The organism is Bacteroides ndongoniae (assembly GCF_900108345.1).
GTDB classification, from domain to species: Bacteria; Bacteroidota; Bacteroidia; order Bacteroidales; family Bacteroidaceae; genus Bacteroides; species Bacteroides ndongoniae.
This window is the reverse complement of the sequence record NZ_FNVV01000012.1, coordinates 834,834-860,707: the sequence shown is the minus strand read 5'-3', so window position 1 is coordinate 860,707 and position 25,874 is coordinate 834,834. Positions and strand designations below refer to the sequence as shown.

Below are 25,874 nucleotides of genomic sequence, written 5' to 3'. Positions count from 1 at the left end.
AGAATGTACCGGAACAGTTCCGGTACATTCCTCTTCAAATCCTGCTATTATTTTTTCTTCATTCTCAGTACAGTTACCGAATTCGGCTTAAACTCATACTTAAATGAAGTTGAGAACTTGTTGTATGTAGTTTCTTCCGGTGTAATCTTAAACGGTTCTTCGAATGAGTTTTCTTCCAATTTGGAAGCAGCACTCAGCGTAACCACACGGCCGTTCTTTTCCACTTCGCCGCCTGCCAGATTGATCTGGGTAAGACACGGATTATCGGAAGCATTCACAACTTTCATAATCACTTCGCCTGCATTTTCATCATATCCGGCAATGTAGAACTTACGTTTCAAAGGCTCGTTCTGGTGAGTCAGAACCTGTCTGCCATCCATGTAATAGTCTGCACCATTTTCTGTAATGACAATACGTACCTTATGCCAGTTGTTTTCGTCCAGTTTGTCTGTTACCTTCTCCGACAATGTAGAAGAATTGTTGTCGTGTACTGTTTCGATGACAGAACATGAATTGTTCCAACCTCCCACATTCAGCATATAGCCTCTGCGCAGACTGAGGTCTTGCAAGCCGAAATAGAACAGGAAGCCTTCGTTACCGCTCAGTTTGTTTACTTCAAACTCGATTACGCTACCCTTGTTCACCTTACCCGTTTTCCAGAGCAAAGCCGTACGGTTTTCGCCACTTGTCTGAGTATAGACTCCGTTTTCCTGTTTCCAGGTTCCATGCTTCACTTCCCATTGAGAGTCGTCTGTCATGTCAGCTGCCAAGATCTTGCCAGCAGCATCGGTCACTTTCAGGTTGCGGAACTGAGTCTGTGTGCTCCAGGTTCCCATACCCACATAGCCTTCGTAGTCGATAAAGGGCTCCAGTGCTTCGGGTTCGACTGTACCTTCAACCTTCAAGTTGTAGGTAGGCTTATTCTCGACAAACAGTTTCTGAACATAATACGAAGAACGTCCTACGACCTGATTGTTTGACATCCAGATCAGGTTGGTTGGCCAACCGCGGTCATTCCGGTTCTCAAGCAGCGGAGCATAAGAAGCCATTGTCACCAGATCGCTGTTGCGCTCCATACCTGTGATGAAAGCAGCCTCGCTCAATGCAGCAAGCATATTGCCTCCTCCTACACCTTGGTTACAAGCATATTCACCTACATATACCGCATACTTACCTCTTTCATGGTTGTCGAAGATATTGGCATTCTTGAAGAAATACTCCGGTTCTACATACCAGTGCGGGTCTACCATGTCCGTCTTACGAGCTTCGCCGATACCGCCGATACCATGATTGGAAATCAATGTCAGCTGCGGATATTTAGCTTTGATGGCATCGTAGAACATGTTGAAACGACGGTCGTATACCGGTCCCGAATTCTCGTTACCAATCTCGACATAAGCCAGAGGATAAGGTGCCGGATGTCCTTCCTTGGCACGGACAGCACCCCATTCCGTATCAGTGTCACCGATGGCATATTCGATCGCATCCAATGCATCTTCCAGATAAGCCTCGGCTTCTTTATCAGAGCAAGCTTCGCCGGTACGTGCCTGACAGGCTATACCCACGTTGCACACATACATACCTTTGGCACCGATATCCTCGCAGAAATCCAGGAACTCTTTATAACCAAAACCGTATGTGTTGCGGTATCCCCACGTATCATATTGTCCCGAACGGGCTGCCGGATCGCCCAGCGTCTTCTTCCATTCCACACGGTTGACCAGCGTAATACCCTCGACGATACATCCTCCCGGCCAGCGAATGAAAGCGGGACGAAGACCTTCGAGCATCTGTGCCACGTCCTTACGCATTCCGTTCTCGCGTCCTTTATAAGTATCTTCGGGGAAGAGGGATACATAGTCGAAGTAATAAGTATCTTCAGCAGGCAAATCGATAGACAGACGTCCTACAGAGGTTGTGTCCGAAGCTTCGATCGTAGCTTTGTACTCCTGCCATGTTCCCGGAGTAAGGGTAAAACTTGCCTGACCCAGTTCGCGGTCGTCCTTACCCAACAGACGTACTTTCAGCTCACCGTTGCTCTTTGTGTTACGGACAAACATACGCAACTTATAAGATGCGTCCTTCTGTAAGGCAATGCCCCAATATCCTTTGTTGACCAGCGAAACACCCTCGCCCAGCTTGGCCACCTCGACCTTCATCGAAGTAGGAGCTGTCTTGAAGTTGGGCTGTTCCGTCACCAGTGCAGCTGTTGCACCGGCAGCATCTTTCTGCACCAGTTCCCAGCCGGGATAAGGATCGGTTCCCCATTTGAAACGTCCTACTGTAGGTTTTCCCACCATATGATTAATAACCTGCGGAGGTACCAGTTCACCATTTTCTACCGTATAACCTTCGGGCAACACTCTTTCTTCGAAACTACGGTTCATCAGCATTTCACCGTAAAGTCCTCCGTCGCCCGCATGGTTGATTTCCTCGAAAAAGATACCATACATAGAGGATGGAACATCCGCTTCGTGCGAAGCCAAATCTACATTCAGGGTCATTTCCGGCTCTTGTGATTCGCAAGCGCTCAGGCCCACCAGAAATGCCGCGCATAAGCAGTAAAGATTTCGTTTCTTCATAATATTTTTTATTGATAGTTTAAGTAAATAATTCATTAGTTCGATTGAGTCTTTCTCAGAGTATCCGGCCGGAGTCTGTCCGTCCAACTGTCGGTTAACAGCAAGGCGTCACTCATCACCGCCTTGCCCGTTGACATGTGCAAAGAACTATTCCAGACCTTAACAAAAGGGTTAAAAGCGGATTAATTAACCCAGATTATTTATTAACCCGCATTAATCTTTTGCATTTTGTCTCACCAACCGGCATCCGAACACACCTCCTGCCGTCTGCCGGGGATTTGCCTGGAAGCGGATCTTGATTTTATCCTTATTTTCCAACAAATCGGCAGGTATCGGATACTCCACTTCGTAGACTTCATTCTTGCCGGTATCGTTCAAAGTCACCTCGGCTATGGCTGTTCCGTCCACTTCGATGCGGAAGGAACGGTTTCCTCCGTCGCGCCCCCAGTAACGGGCCAGCAGAGACAGGTCGGTGCGTTGCTGTGTAGACATTTCGAATTCAAAATATCCTCCGTCAACAGCATCACGCCAGCTGTAAGTATTCAGCATTCCGGCGTTCGTCTTTTCGCCGACAAGGCGGTGGTCTCTTTCCGACTGCATTTCGAATCTGATTTCATCCACCATCCGGCTTCTGATTTCCTTTTCCCGTTTCTTCCGTTCTTCGTATTTCACCTTCTCTGCTTTCCATTTGGCAGGTGTAAAGAAGTTCATGTAAAGGGCATAATCTTCATCGTTCACCGAGAACAAAGGACGCAGATTCAGTCGGCAGTTGTCCGACAGACGGTCCGAAACAAATTCCAGTCTGCTCAGATCGGCCCTATCCATCAGCTGCATATAGTCGGTTGAACGGTCGGCCACGATGACAGGATCGGAATCAAGCGGATCACGGTCTTTCGCCAGTACGTTGGCCAGCAACACCGGACCGTACATAAACACCCGACATTCTTCCTTATCGGGAGCGGGCACCGTTTCCATTTTCATAGGCAAACGTACATCGACCACATCGCCGGCTTTCCACTTGCGGTCCAGTACGACATATCCTTTTTCCTCTTTCAGATCTGAAAGGCGTTCACCGTTGACTTCCACTTCCAACGGGGCAGCCAGCCAGGAGGGTTTCCGTATATACAGGCTGAAGCGCTTCTTACGTCCTTCGGCAATGCGCAGCTGCGTACGGTCGGTAAAGGGGAAGGAAGTATGCTGTTCAATCCGTACGTTTTCGTCTTCCCAATCCAGAGTTGAGGGAATGAACAGATTGACATACAGTTTCTTGCCCGTATGGTTATAGATAGCTTCCCCGTACTTCACATGATTCTCCAGGCCGGTACCGACACAGCACCAGAAAGCATCGAAAGGCGAAGAGAATGCCTTGTGACCGCCGTTCAGATGGTTCAGATAGTAGACCACCATACCAGTTTTGGAATGTTGGGAAGCCAGAATATGATTGTACAACGCCCGCTCGTAATAGTCCATGTAGCGGGAATCGGCCGTAAAGGCAAACAGCTTCTTCGAAAGCTTCAGCATGTTATACGTGTTGCACGTCTCGGTAGAGTTGGAGCTCAAGTGCTCCGATATTTCGTCGACCGGCGTAAAACGTTCGAAATTGCTGTTACCGCCATTGGCGTACGAATGATGCTCTACGACTGTGTGCCAGAAGTAGTCGGCAATATCGTACAGACTGTCGGAAGCCGTTACCCACGAACCGGTGGCACAGCCGATGATTTTAGGAATAATGGTATTGGCGTGCATCCCGTTCAGACGGTCCTGACGGGCAGCCAGCGGATCGAGCACAGCCTTGTGATAAAAGCGGCCGGCAAGTTTCAGGTAGCGTTCGTCGCCAGTCAGCGTATACAGCACATACATGCTGTCGTTCATACCGCCAAACTCGCATTGCAACATCTGCTGGAACTGCTCGTCGGTCAAGCGATCGGATAGGTTCACCATCCAGTCGGCCAGCTTGCAGACTACATCGAGTGCCTGTTTGTTGCCCGTATGCAGATAAGCATCCATCAGTCCGGCAAACAGCTTATGCTGTGTGTAAAGCGGTACCCATCCGCCGTTCAGGTCGAAACCGGACGAATAGAGTTTGCCTTCGGATATTTCCGTAAAGATCCGTTCCTGCTCGGGAATACCACCTACATAGCCGGCCATGACACCCGTGTAGTGCGCCTGGCACTTGGCCAGTTCGCTTACAGTATAGTCTACGATTTCCTTAAAGCGTACGTCCTGCGTAGCTGCATACTGCATGGCACAGGCCGAAAGGTAATGTCCCAACGTATGTCCGGAGATGTTTTCACTCTCCCAGCCTCCATAAATTTCACCCTTGACAGGCAGCCCGGCAAACTTATGGAAACGATGCAGGAAACGGTCGGGCTTCAGGTCGAGCAGCCACTTGGCATCCAACATCATGGCGTTGCGAAATACACCGTCAGTCAAGGCAACGTCTTTCAGCGGAAAATCATAAAGTGCAACCTCGCCCCGGGGCGTTGCAGCAAATTTCTGTCCCTCAGTTACGGGATAGAACGACTGGGCACACACGTGGCCTGCAGCCGCACAACAAAGAGCAATAATGAGTTTTTTCATGATATTTCTAATGTATAGGATTATTTTATTCTGTCAGTAAAAAGATAGAAGCGGATATACACACACGATTGTTAGCGTTTCTCCCCCTTCCGGACTGAGCGGACCGAATCGGCAGCTCCCATCAGTTTCTGGTTTGCGTCGATGATGCTTTTCACCTGTTCCGGATAATAGCTCATGCGCACCCTCCACAACAGTTCGTTGAGCGACACCGGACGAATACCGTCATCGAGCAATTCTTCGGTTGCCACAATAGGGCTGACACCCACCGCACTCTCTCCGCTCACCTTGCTTGTCTGGCCAAAGTCGGACCAGGCATGAACAATCGTCCACGAATAACGGTCTTCTGCTACAGACAGTTTCTCGTCACGGTTGATCAGCGATGAAACATATTCGGGAGTGCCGCAAGCCGGACGGGCAGGATTCACTTCGTTCCACAACGAGAAAGTAGCCGTAAGAAGCGGAATCTGCATTCCCTTTTTGTTCTGGAACCAGAATACTTTCTTTCCCAGTTCGTAAGGGAAATACTGGATGGCTATCATACCGGTTATGTCGGTCATTTCTTCGGCATAGATCTGGAAAGCCTCCTGTGCCTCGGGGCTTTGTACATTCTCGCAAATAGCGCCATACACCTTAACGCCGGTCTTTTGCAGGAAACTGTTCACTCTGCGGGCAAAGCATCGCAACAGTTCTTTACGGTTTTTACGCTTCACGGCAAAAAGGTCCGGATACTGGTAGCCTCCACCGTATTCGATAAAGGTGCCGTTGCCTTTTCTGACCACCATCTCATTCCAGCTGACAGGCGAAATCACCGACAGGTTGGCCGGGCAGAGGGTCCAGTTCATTCCCTGGTCCGCTGCCTGCGGATGTCCCAGGTAGTGAGGATTGTCGATGAAGTTGCCCATGGTCCATTGCATGTTGTCGCCGTCGCTCATCACAAAGGCATGTACATACGACGAATCGGCAAAGTTGATCTGTTCCGGCTCTACCTCAGTGACCTTGCGCAACGGAATGCGGGGAGCAGCCGCCGAAATAAGAGGCAAGTTCATGCACCAGTTGGAGGCTGTATTGAAGTGTCCCCACTCCGTCACCAGCTTGGTAAACTTGAATTCGTCACCACATCCCCACCCCACGATGGGCGAAAGCGGTTTTACCCACTCCAGTATCTCGTTAGCTGTCTCTATTTCGTCGGCATACAGCATCAGGCGGTGGGAAATGGCATAGTCGCGCATATTCGAAACGGCGGGATGAATGCTCAGTGCCGAGGTGTTGCTCAGCAGCCGGCGGTTCTTTCTGAAGCATTCGATCGTAGTCTCGCCCCGTGCGTCTTTCAGCTTCACCAGTCCGTGAGCCAAGGCTTCCTTCTCCAGCGAAACGTCGATAAGAACTCCCGACAGCAGCGAAGCGTATACCGTTGCCACGTTGCTGGAGTAATTTTCTATCTTGGTACCGTTACCCTTGTCTGCCTCGTACAGCACGTAGCCTCTCACTATGCCTTCTTTCTTCAGATAGTCCACCAGTTCCCAGGTATCCATCTGAAAAATTTCACGGATGTCCAGTGCCTCCATACTTTCCCTGAACAGTCTGCGATAGGCTTCATTACCGGTTTCCATCCACACCATCCGGTCGAAGCGTTCTTCGTTGACAGCCTTGGCTGCCAAGCCCGAAAGCGATTCCAACAACATCCGTTCCGCACTGTTGGCAGAACTTTTACATACTATCAACTTTTCGGGCGCTTTCTGTTCCGGCCACCCGTAACGGTCGTCACCTCCTGCCGCAGCACCGCACAAAGTAGCAGAGAGCAGCAGGCAAAACAACAAGATCACATTCCTTTTCATCATTATTATGTCAACATTATTATTTAAGAAGCTCATCCGATGGTAGCGGGAAACATTCCGCTCCATATTTTCCCACAAAAGAAGCCCCACAGCCTTAACCTAGCGATTAAAAAGGGGTTAATTAACCCAACTTTTTTATTAACCCGCCCCAGAAAGCCTCCAAAGGGCATACGGTTCATGTAAAAAGCTACAGCGAGCGACTGGAGGCAACGGCTTTTTTGCGTACATTTGCACACGAATCCTTCCCCTGCTCCGCAACTTCCATGGCGGAGAAAAAGTATGTGCAGCGACATTTTTTCAATCATATATAAACTTAACGGAAAATGAAAAGAAAACCTGTATTCTTTGCATGTCTGATGCTGGCGGCATCGCTGTCTGCACAGCAGGGGAACGTCACAAGCGGCAACCCCGTATTTCCGGGCTGGTATGCCGACCCGGAAGGCATCGTCTTCGATGATACCTATTGGATATATCCCACCGTCTCCATGCTGCATGGCGAGGACACGCTGACCTACCGGAAAGAGGCCAGACGGAAAACCCGCGCCATCAATCCCGACTACAACCAGCAGACTCACCTCGACGCATTCTCGTCCAAGGACCTTGTGCACTGGACCAAGCATCCGAGTGTGCTTTCCATCGAAAACGTCAAGTGGGTGGAGTATGCCATGTGGGCACCTTCCATCATCCGGGCCAACGGCAAGTACTACCTCTTCTTCGGAGGCAACGACATCCAGAGCGACAACGAGTACGGAGGCATCGGTGTGGCTGTGGCCGACCGTCCCGAAGGACCGTTCAAGGACGCACTGGGGAAACCGCTCATCTCGAAGTTCGTCAACGGGGCACAGCCCATCGACCAGTTCGTATTCCGCGACGACGACGGACAGTATTACATGTACTACGGCGGGTGGCGCCACTGCAATGTCGTCCGGCTGAAGGACGACCTGCTGAGCCTGAAACCCTTCGACAACGGAGAATACTATCGCGAGGTGACTCCCGAAAACTACGTGGAAGGCCCCTTCATGATGAAACGGAACGGAAAATACTACTTCATGTGGTCGGAAGGCGGATGGGGCGGTCCGGACTACAGCGTGGCCTATGCCATCGCCGACTCGCCTACGGGCCCCTTCAAGCGTATCGGAAAGATATTGCAGCAAGACGAGCAGGTGGCTACCGGAGCCGGACACCACTCCGTCATCCAGATACCGGGAAAGGACGAGTATTACATCGTCTATCACCGTCGTCCGCTGGGATGCACCCATTCGGGCGAACGGCAGGTGTGCATCGACAAGCTGGAGTTTGACGAACAAGGCTACATCAAGCCTGTCAAAATCACGTTCGAAGGCGTAGCACCGGTGCCGCTGGGCGGAAAGCGCTGACGCCGTCACTCCTATCATACTTGCAGGCAGAAGAATATCAGCCTTTCAGCAGTTCGTCCATCGAAAGGGGGTATTCTTTTCCCTGCATCCGTTTGTATTCGCGTGCAAACTGCGAATATATCTTCTGTGCCTCTCCCCTCATCTTCTGTTCCTTGCATACGTTCAGTGCGGCCTGCAACGCCTGTTCGTTCAGCGGATCAATCTCGAACACCAGCTGGCAGACGGACAGAACGTCGCTTCGCTTCAGCAATTCGTCCTGACGGTTCAGCCACGACAGCAGCCAGCCCAGCAGGCGGTCTTCGGTCCGGCCCTTAATCTGGTCGAAGAGATCATCGTCGATTCCTTTCAGAAACTTTCCTCTTGCCAACAGCGGCAACAGGTCTTTGGCACGTTCCGGCTGACCGGCATATTCGGCCGCATGCATGTAGTCGCAGAAACACTCGTCGGACAGCGTGATGTTGAAGAAGCCTTTGCTGTAGTTCAGGGTGATGCCGTCCATCTCGGCCAGCGTCTTGCGGAGGTGGTTGATGGTGACACCTTTCAGGTTCTTCACTTTGGCATCGTCCTTGTCGGGCCAGAACAGGGTGTTCAGCGACGACGACAATACGCCTGTGCCCTCGGCACTCTCTACCAGAATGTAGATGAAAAGCTGCTTCAGCTTGTTGCTGAACATGTAGGTGATGTCGCGGCCCGCGCGGTCGTACACCGTAAAGTCGCCAAACAGATAGACGGCGCTGCCTCGCTTGACCGGTACTTCTTCTTCGGCCGCCGAGCTGACTACGGCCTCGGCAGCGGCAGGTGCGGCAGACGGCGCCACGGCAACTACTTGCCGGCTAACGGTCATACGCCTGTACAGCAGATATGCGCCAACGGCCAGCACGATGACCACCGGCAACAGCCACCACAGTCCCGCCGAACGGCGTGCAGCGTAGTGTGGCACCAGTTCGTCCTGTGTCAGGGGCGGAAAAGCAAGTTCGTAGGCCGAAACCCGCACGGTGTCGGGCTGCGAATTATAGTGTTCCTGAATGACGCAATACAGCTTGTCGGGCATCGTACTTTTATACAGGGTCAGCGAAGTTTCGATGGCCACTGCCAGAAAGGGAATGGAGTCGCCCACGGGAACGGCTGTCCCGTCGGCCAGCGCTATCCGGTAGAGCTGGACGGACGAATTGCGGTTGTACTCCTTGTAGCGCAAGGCATACAGCGCGTTCTCGGGCTCGGAGTAGATCATATTGTTGCCCACTACCTCCTTGACCGGCGAGGGCAGTTCCCAACACTTCTTGACTCTGCACGAAGGCAGACTCACTTTGTAGAGGTCGTTATAATAGATTCGGCCAAGCGACTGGTCGCCGCTGCTGTTGCCCACACCGCCGTAGATGTAGAGCACCGTATCGCCCACGTGGGCCATACCGGCGTTGAAGCGGGGCGAAATGACGTCGCCCGTCGTACGCAACGTGTCTATCGAGCGGGCATCGGGACGATAGGAAAGCAGGGCATTGCTGTAGCGCTGGTTGCCGAAACCGCCGAACATCAGCAGTCGTCCGTGGCGCGCGTCCCAGTACGTATTGTGATGGTGCAGCTGCACGGGCAGCGATACGGAGTCGGTGGGACACCATTCGGCCCGCGTCAGGTCGAGCGAAGCCACGGTCGTGTTGCCGGGCGGTATGCCGTTGATTTCGTAGACGTAGAGCCGGTTGTCGCCCGCAGGCAGGAAGTTCGTTCCCAGACGAATCTTCAGCGGCAGCGGGTTGGCACAGGGCACGGACTGCATCGAGCCGCGCTGCAAGTCGTAGCCGTAAAGCGAATCGGCCGAGAAGACGTATATCTTCTTGCCCCTGCTGTCGAAATTGGCACCGCAGGGACCCAGTATCTTTTGTGTGAAGACCGGTTTCCAGTAGTAAGCCTCGTTGACTAACCATATCGGATTCTGCACCTCACCATATACCGTGCCCGAAGCATCGTGCACAGCCGTACCGGCATTCTCCGACAGAGGGAAACGGTATTGGCGCCCGCCGCCCCTGACCGTCAGGTTGCGCAGAGCGAAAGTAGGCAAGTCAACTGTAAATTCGTCGCGCCCGAAATAGATGTCCGGACAAATCGCCTGCCCGAACTCGGAGACCGACGTCACCTCGGCTTCCTGTCCGCCGACCGACAGACGAAGGGTTTTCTTCTGCAAGTCGAAACCGAAACTGACCGGCAACCAGCGGCAGCGGAGGGAGTCGTTGACAAAGCTGACCGAAGCATAGCTGGCTTTTCCGTCGGAATTGATTTGGAAGACGCTTTCGCGATCGTTCTTATAGGTAAAGATAAAGCTGAAGACACTTTTCGAGTTCAGGTCCTTCATCCGGAAGATGTAGCCGAACGTGTTGAACTCCTTAATCTGCACCTCGAAGTCGAGCACCAGCTCGTTCTTGAACTCGGGTACAGCCTCCTCGGCAAACACTTTGTACGAAGTGCGATCCTCCATGCGGTACGAATTTCCCAAAAACTGAAGCCCGTCGGCCAGCGCCGGAACCGTCCAAAGGAAAAACGCCAACAACACATACCACTTCATACTCTTCTTTGCTTTCTTTCTTTTCATAGCCAAACCGCGGGTTAGAACATAATCAATGACAAAAGTAGCCAAATATATCTAAATGGAGTATAAATGCCACATAATTTGTTCGCCCATTTTTCGGCCGGAGAGCGGTCGCGCAGCCCCCGCGAGCCGTGCAAGTGTCTCTCGCGAGCCATGCAAGTGTCGCTCACGAGCCGTGCAAGTGTTGCTCGCGAGCCGTACAAGTGTCCCACAAAAGCCCTGCGACATACCCCTCAGCAGGCCTTCGGAAGCTCTGCCATCCGTACTGCCCGGAGAGAACAGAAGAGAAAAACGAATATCGCCCCGCATTATTCCCCGATAACCGAATATTTTTCCTACATTTGCCTCCGTCAAGAATAAAGAAACACACCATGCGCTATTCCTTCATCATCCCCGTATATAACCGTCCCGACGAAGTGGACGAACTGCTGCAAAGTCTGCTGCAGCAAACCTTCCGCGACTTCGAAGTCATTGTGGTGGAAGACGGTTCGTCGGTGCCTTGCCGCGACGTGACGCTGAAGTACGCCGACCGGCTGGACCTGCACTACTACACCAAGCCCAACTCCGGCCCCGGCCAGACCCGCAACTACGGTGCCGAACGCAGCCACGGCGAATACCTTATTATATTGGATTCGGACTGCATCCTGCCCCCCGGCTATCTGGACGCCGTCGAGGCCGAACTGCAAGCCGCGCCTGCCGATGCCTTTGGCGGACCCGACCGCGCACACGCGTCGTTCACCCCCATACAGAAGGCCATCAACTACTCCATGACCTCGTTCTTCACCACCGGCGGCATCCGCGGTGGCAAGAAGAAGATGGACAAGTTCTACCCCCGCAGCTTCAACATGGGCATCCGCCGCGACGTCTATCAAGCCTTGGGCGGCTTCTCGCGCATGCGCTTCGGCGAGGACATCGACCTGAGCATCCGTATCTTCAAGGGCGGGTACCGCTGCCGCCTATTTCCCGGCGCATGGGTCTATCACAAGCGACGCACCGACCTGAAGAAGTTCTTCAAGCAGGTGCACAACTCGGGCATCGCCCGCATCAACCTCTACAAGAAGTACCCCGAATCGCTGAAGCTGGTCCACCTGTTGCCTGCCCTCTTCACGCTGGGCACCGCCGTACTGCTGCTGGGCACCCTGTTCTGCCCCTGGTCGCCCCTGCCCCTACTGCTCTATGCCCTATTAGTGATGGCCGACTCGACCGTGCAGAACCACAGCCTGCGCATCGGGCTCTATTCCATCGCAGCCGCCTACATCCAGCTCATCGGCTACGGCACAGGCTTCTGGCGCGCGTGGTGGAACCGCTGCGTATGCGGCCGCGGGGAATTCGAAGCATTCAAGAAGAATTTTTATAAATAACGTTGCACCACAGAGGACACAGAGTTTCACGGAGTTCTCAATTTCACCACAGAACACCGGAAAAAGAACCACAGATCACACAGATTAACACGGATTACAATTTCAACAGAATAAAAAAATCTGTGTTAATCCGCGTAATCCGTGGTAAATAAAAAAACTCTGTGAAACTCTGTGTCCTCCGTGGTGAACCCCAAAAGAAGCACACCATGAACAAACTCACCATCAAGCAACTGGCTGCCGAAGACCGTCCCCGCGAAAAGATGATGCTGAAAGGCGCCGAAGCCCTGAGCGAAGCCGAACTGCTGGCCATCCTCATCGGTTCGGGCAATGCCGAAGAAAGCGCCGTGACACTGATGCAACGCGTGATGAACGACTGCGGCAACGACCTCAACCAACTGGGCAAGTGGGAAATGCGCGACTTTGCCCGCTTCAAAGGGCTGGGACCTGCCAAGAGCATCACCATCATGGCCGCCCTTGAACTGGGCAGACGCCGCAAACTGAGCCAACCTGCCGAGCGCCCTGCCATCCGCTGTTCTACCGACATCTACGAGCTGTTCCACCCCCTGATGTGCGACCTGCCTACCGAAGAGTTCTGGATACTCCTCCTCAACCAGGCCGGAAAAGTAATCGACAAAATCTGCATCAGCCGCGGAGGTATCGACCAGACCACCGCCGACGTACGCACCATCCTGCGCGAAGCCCTGCTGCGCCGCGCCACCCAGCTGATACTCGTCCACAACCACCCCTCGGGCAACACCCGCCCCAGCAACGACGACCGCCGCCTGACCGACCGCATCCGACAAGCCGCGCAAATCATGAACATACGCCTCACCGACCACCTCATCGTCACCGACGGCAGCTACTACAGCTTTGCCGACGAAGGCGCCCTCTGACCCGCACAGCACACAAGAAACCACGGTCTACGATTTTGTCGTTTCAATTAAAATACATAGCTTTGCCACCATAAACAACCCTTAACAACGCAATTCGTATGACCCGATTTGAAATAGAAGAGAAAATAGTAGCCATGCTCAAGACCGTATATGACCCCGAAATACCCGTCAACGTCTATGACTTGGGCCTCATCTACAAGATAGACGTAGCCGACGACGGCAGCGTCAACATCGACATGACCCTCACCGCTCCCAACTGTCCCGCGGCCGACTTCATCATGGAAGACATCCGCCAGAAGATAGAGAGCATCGAAGGCGTCAGTGCCGCCACCATCAACCTCGTCTTCGAACCCGAATGGGACAAGGACATGATGAGCGAAGAAGCCAAACTGGAACTGGGATTTTTATAACGAATAAAACTACATACCATGAACAAGAAACAACTCAGCCTGCTGGCCGCCACCGCACTGCTCTGCGCCTGCCAGCCTGCATCGAAACAGACTACCATTACCGGCAACCTGACCGGTACCGGAAGTGATACACTGATAGTAAACTACTTTGCCCTGTCGGACCTGAGCCGAAGCGCGGTGCAAAGAGATACAATAGCCATGCAGAATGGGCAATTCTCCTTCCAGCTTAAGAACGACAGTGTACCGATGGAGGCCTATTTCTATGCCAAACCCAGTAATGGTGCCGAAGCAGCATCGCTTCGCCAGACAATCGGCGTAGTAGCCTTCCCCGGCGAGACAGTGGAGGTAAGCGGCTCCATGGACGACTACCATCTGAAAGGAAATGCCTTCCACCAGGCCTACGAAGAAGTGCGCAAACAGTACAAGCCCTATGAGGACAAAATGCACAAAGTGACACAAGTCATCATCGACATGCAGAACAAAGGAACACTGACGCCCGAACGCATCGACTCGTTGCGACAGCTCTATGAACCCATCCATGCCGATATGCAAAAGGTGAAGGAAGACTACATCCGTCAGCACCCCGACGAAGACCTCTCCGTTTATCTGATATCCGATATGGGCAGAACCGCAAGCGACCTGCTCGACCTTGTCGGCGAAAAGGCACAGAATGGTCCGATGGCTTCGCTCTATCGCGCCATGATAGAAGCTATCGCCCAACAGAAAGCCCGCAAAGAAGCACAAAAGAACATCACAGAAGGCGCCGACGCCCCCGACTTCACCCTGAAAGACCTACAGGGCAACGACCTCACCCTGTCGTCGCTGCGTGGCAAGTACGTGGTGCTGGACTTCTGGGGTAGCTGGTGCGGCTGGTGCATCAAAGGCATCCCCGACATGAAGAAATACTACACCAAGTACAAAGACCGCATGGAGATACTGGGCATCGACTGCCGCGACACGGAAGAGAAATGGAAAGCTGCCGTCAAGGAACACGAACTGCCCTGGCTGCACGTGCGCAATACGGACGAGACAGACATCACCGTGAAGTATGGCATACAGGGATATCCCACCAAAATCGTCATCGATCCGCAAGGCAAAATCGCCAAAGTAGTGGTAGGCGAAGACCCCGCCTTCTACAAATACTTAGACGAACTGTTCAAATAAGAGATAAACGCCAACCCCTAACATCAAGCCTGATATGAAGAACGTATATTTCCTTTCCGACGCACACCTCGGCTCACGGGCCATCGAACACGGGCGGACGCAGGAACGCCGCTTAGTCAACTTTCTGGACAGCATCAAGCACAAGGCAGCTGCCGTCTATCTGCTGGGCGACATGTTCGACTTCTGGTACGAATTCAAGACCGTCGTGCCCAAGGGATATACGCGCTTCTTGGGCAAACTGTCCGAACTGACCGACCTGGGCGTGGAAGTGCACTTCTTCACGGGCAACCACGACATCTGGTGCGGCGACTATCTGACCAAGGAGTGCGGCGTCATCCTGCATCGCCACCCCCTGACCACCGAAATCTACGGGAAAGAGTTCTACCTGGCCCACGGCGACGGGCTGGGCGACCCCGACCGCAAGTTCAAGATGCTGCGCACCATGTTCCACAGCCGTACCCTGCAAACCCTCTTCTCGGCCCTGCATCCGCGCTGGAGCATGGAGTTCGGGCTGAACTGGGCCAAGCACAGCCGCCTGAAGCGCGTGAACGGCAAGGAACCCGACTACATGGGCGAAAACAACGAGTTCCTGGTGCTCTACACCAAGGACTATCTGAAGAGCCATCCCGACATCAACTTCTTCATCTACGGACACCGCCACATCGAGCTCGATCTGATGCTGAGCGCCACCTCGCGCATCGTCATCCTGGGCGACTGGATCAATTACTTCTCGTACGCCGTATTCGACGGTGAAAACCTTTTCCTCGAAGAGTTCATCGAAGGGGAAACGAAGCTGTAAAAGCCGACTGTATAGATACGAAAGAAGGGTGCATTAAGCAGAAGAACTGATTTTTCAGGCACGGATTACACGGATTTTTACGGATTGTTTTATTCTTTTCACCGTGATTTTCCGTGTAATCCGTGCCTAAAATTTGTAACCTGTTCTTCTGCTTAATACACCCTCTTCAGCTTGCGCCCGGCGCAAGGCCGCGGTGGGTTACCACTTGTAACCGGCAGCCTTGGCGATGCGTTTCGGGATGTCCGTATTGTCCATCTTGCCCATGAAGAGCTTCGAGCCGGCACCTACGGCAAATACAGGTACGTATTCGGCCGAGTGGCTTCCGGTGGTCCAACCCAGCTTCGACATCTGGCTCAGTACCTTCTTGGCAACGGCGGCCAGCGGTTCGGTCTTCGAGTAGAGGCTCTCTTCGAAGACTACCTTATTGCGGACAAAGGACGATTCGAACTCGTCTCGCAACATCTTCTCCTGCTCCCAGGTGGGTGTCAGTTCGCCCCAGAAGCCCATGCGTTCGGTCAGCAAGGCTTTCACGTCTTCCCAAGTGGCTTTGTTGCCCTTGGCTTTGCGAAGGTCGGTAAGGGCGCGCGACAGCAGGTCAACCGACTGTTTCTGGCAATCGAGCGACTTGAGGTTCAGCGTGTAGTTGCTGTTGCCCAGTCCCAATCCACCGGTTTCGTGGTCGGCTGTAATCACAATCAGCGTCTCTTTGGGGTGCTTCTTGTAGAATTCGTAAGCCACACGGACGGCGTTGTCCATGTCGATGACTTCCTTGACCATCGTGGCGGGATCGTTGCTGTGGCAAGTCCAGTCAATCTTTCCACCCTCGACCATGAGGAAGAAGCCCTTCTTGTTGTCGCGCGACAGGAAGTCGATGGCGCTCTCGGTGATCTGTGCCAGCGTCAGGTCGCCCTCGTTGCGGTCGATGGCATAAGGCAGGCTCGATGCGTCGGTACCGTCTTTCTGAATCAGCACCATCTTGTCGGCATCACCGGCCTTGGCCTGATATTCGTCAATCCCGCGGGCGATGGTGTATCCGGCCTGCTCGATGATGGGGTAAATGCTGGGAGCATCTTTCTTGTCGAACGTACGGGCGGGTTTCAGGAAACCGCTGCCTGCGTAGAAGTCGAAACCGGCTTCGGGCAGCTGAAGGGCTATTTCGTAGTACATGCTGCGGTCAGGCTGGTGACCATAGAAGGCTGCCGGAGTGGCGTGATCGACACTGACGCTGGTGGTGACACCCACCTTCTTGCCGGCACGTTTGGCACGCTCGGCCACGCTCATTACCCGTTCCTTGTTGGCATCTACGCCGATGGCACCGTTATAGGTCTTCACACCGGTGGCAAGGGCCGTTCCGCCGGCTGCCGAGTCGGTGATGGAGTTGGAAGCCGAGAACGTGGTGGCCATGCCTGCCACGGGGAAGGAAGCAAAGCAGAGGGGCTCTGTGCCGATGCGTCCCTGTTGTTCGCCCAGGTACATTTCGGTAGTGTTCACCTGGTTCAGGCCCATGCCGTCGCCAATGAAATAGAATACATACTTTGCCTGCTGTGCTTTTGCCACCAAGGCCACCAGCAGGAAGAGCATCAAATACGTCAATCGTTTCATAACTATGATATAATGGTTAATAATACAAGCAAAGGTAGGTATTTTCGGCCTACCTTCACTCCTCTTTTCCGTTAAAACAACGAAACTTCAATGCACTGTTCATAGGCTGTCAGCAGGTTGGTTACCTTGTAAGCAACGGGGTTAGTGCCGTTTTTGGGTACCGACACAACAACCGAAGCCCTTGCCGGCAGCTGGATACATGACGGATAGCCCTTGACTTCCGAAGCCACTTCAAGTCTGAAGGGGACGTCGCACGTATTGGTCACCGTCACGTAAGCCGAAGCCTCTGTTGCATAGTGTGAAGGCTGCACACGGACAGCTCCTTCGAAGAACTTCTTCAGGTAATCTTCCTTGCCTATCAGCGTATCGTAGAACCAGATGAGCGTACGCCCGCCAAAAAGAGCTTCCTTAATGGCAGCCGCCGTATGTTCCTTGGCCAGCACGAGGGTCAGAGGACGGTGCGACACCTGCGTCCTGTCATACAGGCGCTCGATGACATCGTGTACGTCGGTATTGGCCATCAGCGTCAGTTTCTTTTCCTTGGCCCATTCCAGCGCTTTGGGATACCACTCGAACTCGTTGAACACTTCGATGCCGTTCAGCAAGCCTTCCTTCCAGAGGCGTTCGTGTATGTCGTGCCACTTCACTTCCTTGACGTTCCATCCCGGATGATTCCAAAAGATGTAGGCTCCCTGCCTGTGTGCCTCGCGCAGTGCTTCCACAACGTCGTCCTTCTGCAAGGCATCCACATCGTTCAGAAAGAGGGCATTAAGATGTCCGGGGGGCATGGAACGACTTATTTCGGCTCCCTTAATCAGAATGATGCCGCGCCGCAGCGCCTCATCCTCGGCATTCTTGAAAGCCAGATCCAGGTCGCCCTTCTTCATGCCTTCGCGGGCAGGTTGTCCCTCTACGTGGTCGCTCAAGGCAATGGCATCAAGACCTTCTTCCCATGCCTCGTTGACACGAAGTGAAGGCCACACGATGCCGTCAGAAAAGACGGTATGGATGTGGAAATCGCACTTCAGCAAGTCGTATCCGTCAATCTGCGGCAGACTGATGTCACGACGTACTTTCGCTCTCTCCTGCCCCATCTTGATACGGTCGGGCAGCTCTTGTGTTTGCTGGGCATACATTCCGCTCCAGCAGGCGGCAGCCAAAACTGCCGTCATCAGCAATCGTTTCGTTTTCATTTTTTCATTTTATGATTATCGGGTTATTTTCCGGGTACTTCCCATCCATAGTCGATGTACTCCCAAGAGATGCGGTTGTTTTCGTCCACTTTGACCAAAAGGAAGCCTTCCTGCGTAGTCAAGAAAGGTCCTTGCCACCAGCATGCCGACACGGCACCGGCAGTGACAAACCACAAGTCGCGTTCCTGAATCTGCTCGTAGATGTGCTGGTGTCCCTGCAGGACGAGTTGCGTATTGTGCTCCTTCAGCAAGTCAACCACAGCCTTGCTGTCGGCAATCATATCCCAGGCCTTCATCGTACCTTCCACTACGGGATAATAGAGCGACAGCATGGGCACGTGAAGCGAAACAATGACCGGCGTCTGAGGGCTCACTGTGTCAAGGTCGGCCTTCAGCCAGGCCAATTGCTCGGCGCCTACGCTGTAGGGTGCCTCACCACCCTGCGGATAAAGACTGTTGAGGGTAACAAAATGAACACCTTTCTGCGTGAACGAACCGTAAGTCTTGCCATAATGTTTCTCGAACATTCCAAAACCCAGTGTATCGGCCTTTCCCCCGGCCAGGTAGAACCGGTCGTGGTTTCCGATGGTGAAATGGGCCGGCAGTCCGGACTCCTTCACCAACCTTGCAAAGCGTGCATGCAAGGTATCGGCAGTCACTTCGGCATCGCCCAGCTGGTCGGTATCGGCATTGTCTCCGCCAAAAAGTACAAATTCGGCTCCTTGGTCGGCAGCGACCTTCAGGGCCTTCTTCAGGCCTTCGTTGCCATTGCCGCTATTGTCCTTGTTCAGGTGGACATCAGTCAAATAAGCAAACGTCAGTTTGATGGCAGGTTGTTGAGACTGATTCTGCCGGTCAGTCTGATTGCAGGAAGCCAGACTGACAGCACAACAGCACAGGACCACCCACTTTGATAAAAATCCTTTTCTCATTTTCGTATTGTTTTAAAAGAGTTATTCATTGAATGCTTGCGGGGAGGGATCATTCCCAGCCGAAGAGTTGCGGTCCCAGATTGGGATTCAGATCCATCTCGTGACGGGGAATGGGACGATAGTAGAACTTCGGTTCCTGGAAAGTACCCATGTCCTTGATGGTCTGAATGGTACCATGATCGCCGTCACTCAGATAAACGGTGGCATTCTGGTCGTCGATGGTTCCGGCACGGTAATAGACCAGTTTCTCGCCCAAGGCATTGGTTTCTTTGTCTTCTTCGGCAGGAATCGACTGCGAGGAAGGAATCAGGCAGATGTCTTCGATGCCGTCGCCGGTCAGGTCGAACTTGCCCAAACTGGGGAAGTAGAGTCCTTCGGGCTCATGCTCCAACAGCTTGCCGGCGTGCCAGCGCATGAGGTCGTCGAAGCGGAAACCTTCGAACGCCAGTTCCACACGACGCTCGCGACGGATTTCGAGCAGCGTCGATCCGACACCGGGAAAGGCTTCTGCCATCACGGGATCGACAGGCGGATTCATCTGCAAGTGAGGCATTCCGGCACGGTCGCGCAGCAGGTTGACCGTCTGATCCAGCACGTCCTGCGTCAGTTCGCCCAGTTCAGCCTTTGCCTCGGCATAGGTGAGCAGCACTTCGGCATAGCGGATGACGGGGAAGTCGATGCCCACGTAGTAGTTTTCGTCCTTGTTGTTGATGAAGCCTTTTATCTGGTGGTAGCCCGAGAAGTTCTTGTTAAGTTCCTGCACATAGATGCCGGCACCGGTGGCATAGGTCATGGTGTTGACCAGTTCCCAGCCCGGATAAGCCAGTGTCTGATAGATGCGCGGGTCGCGGTCCTTGAACTCATCGACAAACTGACGGGTCCGATAGTCGGGCTGCGAAGAATAGTAGGAACCGTCCTTCATCAGGTAGGCCTGTACCAGATCTTTCGTGGGACAGGGAATGTAGTTGCCGAACATGTAGGCCCAGAATCCGTTTTCGGCCACGTCGTTCTCGTAGTAATGTGCCTGTATCATCTCGGGATTGGTGGTCAGGTCGGGGCTGTTGAACAGCGTGGAATAGTCTTCGTAGGGATGTCCTGTATTGTAGATGCTGAAACCGCCTTCCTGCATGACTTGCCAGGCGGCATCGGCTGCCATACGCAGATAGTCGGCGGCGGTCTGTTGCAGGTTCAGTTCGTCGTGATACTTGCGGTAGGTGCCTTCGTACAGGGCATGACGGGCCATGGTAGCCAGTACAATCCACTTGTTGATGGCACCTAAAGGTTCGGTGGCACGGACGTGTTCGGCTGCAAACTGGTAGTCTTCGAATATCTTGCCGATAACGAAGTCGCGCGAGTCGCGAGCCTTATACAGGTCCGGGTCGTCGGTGGTGAGCACTTTATCGTACCAAGGCACATCGGAATAGGTTTTCACCTTATCCATATAGAAGGCGGCGCGGTAGTAACGGGCTACACCCTGATAGTGGGCCAGGACATCTTCGGTCACTTTGGCGCGTCCGCAGTTGGCCAAGAAGAAGTTGATGTCGTACAGACGCTCCCAGCTCCAGCCGGCATTGATGGTGACCGAGTTGGGATTGGGCGATGTCATGATGTTCTTGATTTCGACGTTCGAAGTCGTGGCTACATCGTCGGTACCCTCGTCGGAGTCGTAGCTGTAACCTGGTGTGTTGACCAGACCGTAACAATACATCTGCAAGTCGCGTTCGGTATTGAAATACGATTCCACACCGATTTCCGTATGGGGTTGCCGATCCATAAACGAATCGTTGCACGAAGTAGCCAGCAGCAAAGTGACTGAAAGAGCCAGGGAAGGTATAATCAGATTTCTCATTGTCATTTGTAATTTTAGAATGTTACGTTAAGCCCGCAGGAGAACTGGCGGTTGAAAGGATAAACATAGCCGAAAGAAGACGTATCGGTAATGGACTCGGGATCGAAGTAAGGCTTCACTCCGCTCCATTCGCACAGGTTGTCGGCACTGACAAATACACGCACCCGGCTCAATCGGGCTTTGCGTACCCACTCTTGCGGCAGCGTATAGCCGACGGTGATGTTCTTCACACGCAGGTAAGCGGCATTCAGCATGTAGCCTGTCTGGGGAATGGCCAGGCCCATCGCCTGGTCGATGCGGGTTCCCAGGTTCTTATCGGCCAGCCACGATTGCAGGATGGGGTATCTGGCATCAAGGTTCTGGTTGGCCAGTCCGGCGGCGATGTACGATTGCGAATGCTTAGCCATGTCGACCTCGCTGTCCGTTGTGGGGCGGTAGAAGTCGAAAGTGTGCAACTGTCCGCCGCTGTAGGGTTGCTGGTAGAAGCCCCAGTACAAGTAACTTTGCGGATAGAAGTCGCGCTTGCCGATGCCTTGCAGGAAGACGGCTACATCGATTCCGTTCCATTCGGCACTCAGATTCAGGCCGAAGCGGAAACGGGGAGCCGAATTACCGATAACGCTCAGGTCGCCCGGATCGTCTACCGTGACCGACCCTTTGGTGATGCGGTGGTCGCCGTCCAGGTCTTTGTACTTGGGCCAACCTTCTACAATTTCGAGTGCCCCCCAAGGGATGATTTCGGTTTCGTCCAAGGCTGCTATTTCGTCCTTGCTGCTGAACAGGCCATCGCTCTGCAATCCCCAGATTTCTCCGATTTCCTGCCCTTCGTAATACTGCGTCAGGTTGCGGGTAGGATTGTCGAACTTAGTGATCCACGTACGGCTGTCCGACAGGATGAAGCGGGCCGCCCAGTTCAGGGGTTTTCCGGCCAGGCGGAACTCGTCCTGATAGCCGATACTCAGTTCCCAGCCGCGCGTCTTCAGGTTGGCGGCGTTCTCCTGCGGTTCTTCCTTGCCCAACACACCGGGCAGCTCGCGGCCCATGGTAAGCATTCCTTTGGTGTCGCGACGATAGAAATCGAACGAGGCCGTCAGCTTGTTGTCCAAGAAGCCCAGGTCAATACCGCCATTGACAGTACGTACTTCCTCCCAGGTGTAGGCCGACGATACCAAGTCGGGCGAAGTCACCGTCTGCTGCAGTTCGCCGTCAATGATGTAACTGCCCAACTGCGAACTCATATAAGGAATGTAACCGTATTCGCTCACCAGCTGATTGCCCAGCGAACCGTAAGAAGCGCGGAGCTTGAATTGAGAGAAGATGTCGCGCAGGCCGTCGAAGAACGATTCGCTGTCCACCCTCCAGGCTACCGAGCCCGAGGGAAAGAAGCCGAAACGCTTGTTCTTGGGGAAACGGGACGTACCGTCGTAACGGCCGTTCAACTCGAAGATATAGCGGTTGTCGTACGAATAGTTGGCACGGAAAAAGCAACCACGGATGGCCCAGTCACGGTAGGTCTGGCCGACGTATTGGGTGCCGGAAGCCAAACCGATGGAAGGCAGAGCAGTAGAGATGATGTCGTAGCGCTCGGAATGGAAGTTGTCGGAACGGTTGTACTCCTGATTGAAGCCCAGGATGGCGGTCACCTGATGGCGGTCGCGAAACAACTTGTTGAAGGTACCATACACTTCGAACACCGTGTACAGGTCGTCTGTGCTTTCCTTCCAGGCACGGCTTTCGCCCTGCTCGCGGATATCGTCCGGGCCGTAACCTACCTGGTAGGGGGTCTTGTACCAGTCGTATTCCTGATGTCCCTTCATGAAGGTGAAGTTGGCATTGATTACCAGCATACGTTTCCAGAAGTTCAGTTCGCCGGAGAAGGTGCTCTGAAGGCGTCCGTAAGTATCCTTCTCCTGACCGCCATCGACCAGCTGGGCCAAAGCCGTACCCAGTTCGCCGCTGGCCCAAGTGCCATCGGGGTTGCGGTCCATGTCGTGCGGTTCGAGGTCGAAGAACACACTCATATCATAATAGCTCGGTTTTTTACGTTCGGTCACCACGTAAGAGGTGTTGTTCGAAAGGGTCAGCCAGTCCCATACGTCATAGCTCACCTTGCTACGCATGCTGTAGCGGCGGTACTTATCGTTGTCCACAATGCCCGAAAAGATACCGTTCTCGTCATCGTAGCCGCCGGAAAGGTAAAAACGGGTCTTCTCCGTCCGCCCCGACACCGATACCTGATGCGTCTGGGTGAAGGTGTTACGGTTCAGGTAGTAGTCGGTCCAGTCACGGTTGCCCATGTACTCCCACTGGGTCTCGTCCAGCGGGTTCAGGCGCACCGAGGGAGTGCCGTCAGGATTGTCCGAACGCTGGCGTGCCCATTCGAGGCGTTCGTCACTGGTGACGTGTCCCGAACTCCAGGGAGTATTGAGCACGGCGATGTTCTTCAGCTTCAGGTAAATATAGGGATCGGAAGTCTTCTCGGTCAGCGACGAAGGACGTTTCCAGGCAAAGTTGCCGTTGTAATCCACTTGTATACGGTCGCTATTGCCCTGCTTGGTGGTAATAAGTATGACACCGAAAGCGGCACGCGCACCGTAGATGGCGGCCGACGAAGCATCCTTCAGGACCGAAAGGCTTTCGATGTCTTCGGGCAGCAGACGGTTCATCTCTTCTACGTTGGCCGACACACCATCGATCAGAATCAGCGGACTTCCGCCATTGATGGAGGCCTCGCCACGGATGTTGATGTTGGCCGATTTTCCCGGTTCGCCGCTGGTGAAGTCGATGTTCAGGTTAGGAATCATGCCCTGCAAGCCTCGCGAAAGATCGGCAATGGGGCGTTTCTCAAGTTCTTTGGCACCGATCTGGTCCACCGAACCGGACAGGTTGACTTTCTTCTGGATGCCATAGCCCACCACCACGACTTCGTCCAGCGCGGCAGCGTCTTCTTCGAGCACCACCTTCAGTTGCTGTTGTCCCGCCACGGGAACCACTTTGGTGGCATAGCCCACAAAGCTGACTTCGAGTACGGCCTCGGACGAAACGGACAACGAAAAGTTACCGTCGATATTGGTCACCGTACCGTTGCCCGTAGCACGCTCGCGCACCGTAGCGCCCGGAAGGGGTTCGCCTGCGGCATCGACTACACAGCCATCCACTAATATCTTTACACGGACCTGGTCCACCGAAACAGGCAGACGACCGCCGCTTGCAGCCAATGCCGGCAGATTGCAGCACAGCAGTCCGACGGCAAGGCATAACATACATCTCTCTAAGAATTTCCGTTTCATAATCGTTGTTTTAATTCGACGGCAAAATAAGGGATTGCCGGTTACGGGAAAATTACGCCCCCTTAACATTCTGTTTGCAACCTTGTTGCATTTCGATTACGCGGAAACTCCATTCCATGACTGCCCCAAAAGCAAATGGGGGAAGGACGGGAAGCATGCAAAAAAGGGTGCATCCACCACGGACACACCCTTGCATGAAGAAAGATAATTCCTATAATATTAGTTGTTCAGTATAGCTACAGTATCTGAAGCAATCATCAGCTCCTCGTCGGTGGGGATGACTACTACTTTCACTTTCGAGTCGTCGGTCGAGATGACCATTTCCTCGCCGCGCACCTTGTTCTTCTCGGCATCGAGCTTCACGCCCATGTATTCGAGGCCGGAGCAGGCACCCCAGCGGGCCGAAGCCTGGTTTTCGCCCACACCGCCGGTGAAGACGATGATGTCCACGCCACCCAGTGCGGCAGCATAGGCACCGATGTATTTCTTGATGCGGTAGAAGTACATGTTCTCGGCCAGACGTGCTTTCGGGTCGCCCTCGGCAACGGCGTTTTCGAGGTCGCGCATGTCGCTCGACTTGCCGAAGATACCCATCACACCGCTCTTCTTGTTGAGCAGGTTCGAGATGCCCTGTGCGTCGAGGCCTTCTTTCTCCATGATGAAGCTGACAGCACCGGCGTCGATGTCGCCACTGCGTGTACCCATCATAAGGCCTTCGAGCGGAGTGAGACCCATGCTGGTGTCTACGCACTTGCCATCCTTGATGGCAGTGATGGAACCACCGTTACCGATGTGGCAGGTGATGATGCGCAAGCCTTCGGGTTTCACGCCCAGGAACTCGCATACGCGTTGCGATACGTAGCGGTGTGAAGTTCCGTGGAAGCCGTAGCGACGCACGCCGTACTTCTGGTACAGTTCGTAGGGAACGGCGTACATGTAGGCGTAGTCGGGCATGGTCTGATGGAAGGCGGTGTCGAAGACGCCAATCTGCGGCACGTTGGGCAGGATGGCTTCGATGGCATGAACGCCTTTCAGGTTGGCGGGGTTGTGCAGCGGAGCCAAGTCGTTGCAGGCTGTGAAGGCATCGAGCACTTCCTTGGTCAGCAGTACCGACTTGCTGAACTTTTCGCCGCCGTGCACCATGCGGTGGCCTACGGCATTAATTTCGTCGAGCGACTTGATGGCTCCGTACTCGGGGCTGGTCAGCGTGTTGAGGATGAACTCTACGCCTACGGTGTGTTCGGGGATGTTTTTCTCCAGAATCTTCTTTTCGCCGTTGGGCAAAGTCAGCTTCAGGAACGAGTCGGGCAAGCCGATTTTCTCGATACCGCCCTGTGCGATGACCGACTTGCTGTCCATGTCGAACAGCTTGTATTTGATGGATGAACTTCCGCAGTTCAGAACTAAGATTTTCATAAAGAATAAAGAAT

The 25,874-nt window shown here is 53.6% G+C and carries 16 protein-coding genes; 6 read left to right on the top strand and 10 right to left on the bottom strand.

Annotated features, from left to right (window positions below):
* Positions 1–47: 47 nt before the first annotated feature.
* The 3 genes from BQ5591_RS03600 to BQ5591_RS03590 form a co-directional block, all read right to left on the bottom strand.
* A complete protein-coding gene (locus BQ5591_RS03600) occupies positions 48–2,582 on the bottom strand; it encodes an alpha-L-arabinofuranosidase C-terminal domain-containing protein (RefSeq protein ID WP_071148470.1) in 2,535 nt (844 codons plus the stop codon).
* A 213-nt stretch (positions 2,583–2,795) separates the two neighbouring features.
* Positions 2,796–5,162, bottom strand: coding sequence for a glycoside hydrolase family 127 protein (locus tag BQ5591_RS03595; protein ID WP_071148469.1), 2,367 nt, complete (start codon positions 5,160–5,162; stop codon positions 2,796–2,798).
* A 71-nt stretch (positions 5,163–5,233) separates the two neighbouring features.
* Positions 5,234–7,000, bottom strand: a complete 1,767-nt coding sequence (locus BQ5591_RS03590; RefSeq protein WP_159434428.1) for a GxGYxYP domain-containing protein — start codon at positions 6,998–7,000, stop codon at positions 5,234–5,236.
* Positions 7,001–7,320: 320 nt separating this feature from the next.
* On the opposite strand from BQ5591_RS03590, the gene BQ5591_RS03580 reads away from it, so the two are divergent.
* Positions 7,321–8,373: a glycoside hydrolase family 43 protein gene (locus tag BQ5591_RS03580; protein WP_071148466.1), complete on the top strand. Its 1,053-nt coding sequence runs from the start codon at positions 7,321–7,323 to the stop codon at positions 8,371–8,373.
* A 37-nt stretch (positions 8,374–8,410) separates the two neighbouring features.
* Here BQ5591_RS03580 and BQ5591_RS03575 read toward each other — a convergent pair whose 3' ends face one another.
* A complete protein-coding gene (locus BQ5591_RS03575) occupies positions 8,411–10,954 on the bottom strand; it encodes a Kelch repeat-containing protein (RefSeq protein WP_159434427.1) in 2,544 nt (847 codons plus the stop codon).
* A 368-nt stretch (positions 10,955–11,322) separates the two neighbouring features.
* Here BQ5591_RS03575 and BQ5591_RS03570 point away from each other — a divergent pair, with 368 nt between their 5' ends.
* The 5 genes from BQ5591_RS03570 to BQ5591_RS03550 all read left to right on the top strand — a co-directional run bounded on the left by BQ5591_RS03570 (position 11,323) and on the right by BQ5591_RS03550 (position 15,578).
* Positions 11,323–12,312: a glycosyltransferase family 2 protein gene (locus BQ5591_RS03570; protein WP_071148465.1), complete on the top strand. Its 990-nt coding sequence runs from the start codon at positions 11,323–11,325 to the stop codon at positions 12,310–12,312.
* 206 nt (positions 12,313–12,518) lie between these two features.
* On the top strand, positions 12,519–13,205 hold the full coding sequence (radC, locus tag BQ5591_RS03565; RefSeq protein WP_071148464.1) for a RadC family protein: 687 nt from the start codon (positions 12,519–12,521) through the stop codon (positions 13,203–13,205).
* A 98-nt stretch (positions 13,206–13,303) separates the two neighbouring features.
* The gene (locus BQ5591_RS03560) at positions 13,304–13,615 is read left to right on the top strand and encodes a metal-sulfur cluster assembly factor (RefSeq protein WP_071148463.1); all 312 of its coding nucleotides are present in this window, start codon (positions 13,304–13,306) and stop codon (positions 13,613–13,615) included.
* An 18-nt stretch (positions 13,616–13,633) separates the two neighbouring features.
* Positions 13,634–14,779 carry a TlpA disulfide reductase family protein gene (locus BQ5591_RS03555; RefSeq protein WP_071148462.1) on the top strand — a complete coding sequence of 382 codons (1,146 nt, stop codon included), beginning with the start codon at positions 13,634–13,636 and terminating at the stop codon, positions 14,777–14,779.
* A gap of 34 nt (positions 14,780–14,813) precedes the next feature.
* A complete protein-coding gene (locus tag BQ5591_RS03550) occupies positions 14,814–15,578 on the top strand; it encodes a UDP-2,3-diacylglucosamine diphosphatase (RefSeq protein ID WP_071148461.1) in 765 nt (254 codons plus the stop codon).
* 198 nt (positions 15,579–15,776) lie between these two features.
* On the opposite strand, the gene BQ5591_RS03545 is transcribed toward BQ5591_RS03550, so the two are convergent.
* The 6 genes from BQ5591_RS03545 to BQ5591_RS03520 all read right to left on the bottom strand — a co-directional run bounded on the left by BQ5591_RS03545 (position 15,777) and on the right by BQ5591_RS03520 (position 25,860).
* Entirely contained in the window at positions 15,777–17,180 is a 1,404-nt protein-coding gene (locus BQ5591_RS03545; RefSeq protein WP_071148460.1) for an alkaline phosphatase, read from the bottom strand.
* Positions 17,181–17,251: 71 nt separating this feature from the next.
* A complete protein-coding gene (locus tag BQ5591_RS03540) occupies positions 17,252–18,373 on the bottom strand; it encodes an Sb-PDE family phosphodiesterase (protein WP_071148459.1) in 1,122 nt (373 codons plus the stop codon).
* A 23-nt stretch (positions 18,374–18,396) separates the two neighbouring features.
* A complete protein-coding gene (locus BQ5591_RS03535; RefSeq protein ID WP_071148458.1) occupies positions 18,397–19,305 on the bottom strand; it encodes a metallophosphoesterase family protein in 909 nt (302 codons plus the stop codon).
* 49 nt (positions 19,306–19,354) lie between these two features.
* Complete coding sequence (locus tag BQ5591_RS03530) at positions 19,355–21,154, bottom strand: RagB/SusD family nutrient uptake outer membrane protein (RefSeq protein WP_071148457.1); 1,800 nt, start codon at positions 21,152–21,154, stop codon at positions 19,355–19,357.
* Positions 21,155–21,168: 14 nt separating this feature from the next.
* Positions 21,169–24,444: a SusC/RagA family TonB-linked outer membrane protein gene (locus BQ5591_RS03525; protein ID WP_071148456.1), complete on the bottom strand. Its 3,276-nt coding sequence runs from the start codon at positions 24,442–24,444 to the stop codon at positions 21,169–21,171.
* A gap of 219 nt (positions 24,445–24,663) precedes the next feature.
* The gene (locus BQ5591_RS03520) at positions 24,664–25,860 is read right to left on the bottom strand and encodes an acetate kinase (protein WP_071148455.1); all 1,197 of its coding nucleotides are present in this window, start codon (positions 25,858–25,860) and stop codon (positions 24,664–24,666) included.
* Between the last annotated feature and the right edge of the window lie 14 nt (positions 25,861–25,874).

What these genes read in the sequence shown, in the direction of transcription:
- BQ5591_RS03600 (WP_071148470.1), bottom strand. Translation starts at nt 2,582, where the DNA reads ATGAAGAAACGAAATCTTTACTGCTTATGCGCGGCATTTCTGGTGGGC.
- BQ5591_RS03595 (WP_071148469.1), bottom strand. Translation starts at nt 5,162, where the DNA reads ATGAAAAAACTCATTATTGCTCTTTGTTGTGCGGCTGCAGGCCACGTG.
- BQ5591_RS03590 (WP_159434428.1), bottom strand. Translation starts at nt 7,000, where the DNA reads ATGATGAAAAGGAATGTGATCTTGTTGTTTTGCCTGCTGCTCTCTGCT.
- BQ5591_RS03580 (WP_071148466.1), top strand. Translation starts at nt 7,321, where the DNA reads ATGAAAAGAAAACCTGTATTCTTTGCATGTCTGATGCTGGCGGCATCG.
- BQ5591_RS03575 (WP_159434427.1), bottom strand. Translation starts at nt 10,954, where the DNA reads ATGAAAAGAAAGAAAGCAAAGAAGAGTATGAAGTGGTATGTGTTGTTG.
- BQ5591_RS03570 (WP_071148465.1), top strand. Translation starts at nt 11,323, where the DNA reads ATGCGCTATTCCTTCATCATCCCCGTATATAACCGTCCCGACGAAGTG.
- radC (WP_071148464.1), top strand. Translation starts at nt 12,519, where the DNA reads ATGAACAAACTCACCATCAAGCAACTGGCTGCCGAAGACCGTCCCCGC.
- BQ5591_RS03560 (WP_071148463.1), top strand. Translation starts at nt 13,304, where the DNA reads ATGACCCGATTTGAAATAGAAGAGAAAATAGTAGCCATGCTCAAGACC.
- BQ5591_RS03555 (WP_071148462.1), top strand. Translation starts at nt 13,634, where the DNA reads ATGAACAAGAAACAACTCAGCCTGCTGGCCGCCACCGCACTGCTCTGC.
- BQ5591_RS03550 (WP_071148461.1), top strand. Translation starts at nt 14,814, where the DNA reads ATGAAGAACGTATATTTCCTTTCCGACGCACACCTCGGCTCACGGGCC.
- BQ5591_RS03545 (WP_071148460.1), bottom strand. Translation starts at nt 17,180, where the DNA reads ATGAAACGATTGACGTATTTGATGCTCTTCCTGCTGGTGGCCTTGGTG.
- BQ5591_RS03540 (WP_071148459.1), bottom strand. Translation starts at nt 18,373, where the DNA reads ATGAAAACGAAACGATTGCTGATGACGGCAGTTTTGGCTGCCGCCTGC.
- BQ5591_RS03535 (WP_071148458.1), bottom strand. Translation starts at nt 19,305, where the DNA reads ATGAGAAAAGGATTTTTATCAAAGTGGGTGGTCCTGTGCTGTTGTGCT.
- BQ5591_RS03530 (WP_071148457.1), bottom strand. Translation starts at nt 21,154, where the DNA reads ATGAGAAATCTGATTATACCTTCCCTGGCTCTTTCAGTCACTTTGCTG.
- BQ5591_RS03525 (WP_071148456.1), bottom strand. Translation starts at nt 24,444, where the DNA reads ATGAAACGGAAATTCTTAGAGAGATGTATGTTATGCCTTGCCGTCGGA.
- BQ5591_RS03520 (WP_071148455.1), bottom strand. Translation starts at nt 25,860, where the DNA reads ATGAAAATCTTAGTTCTGAACTGCGGAAGTTCATCCATCAAATACAAG.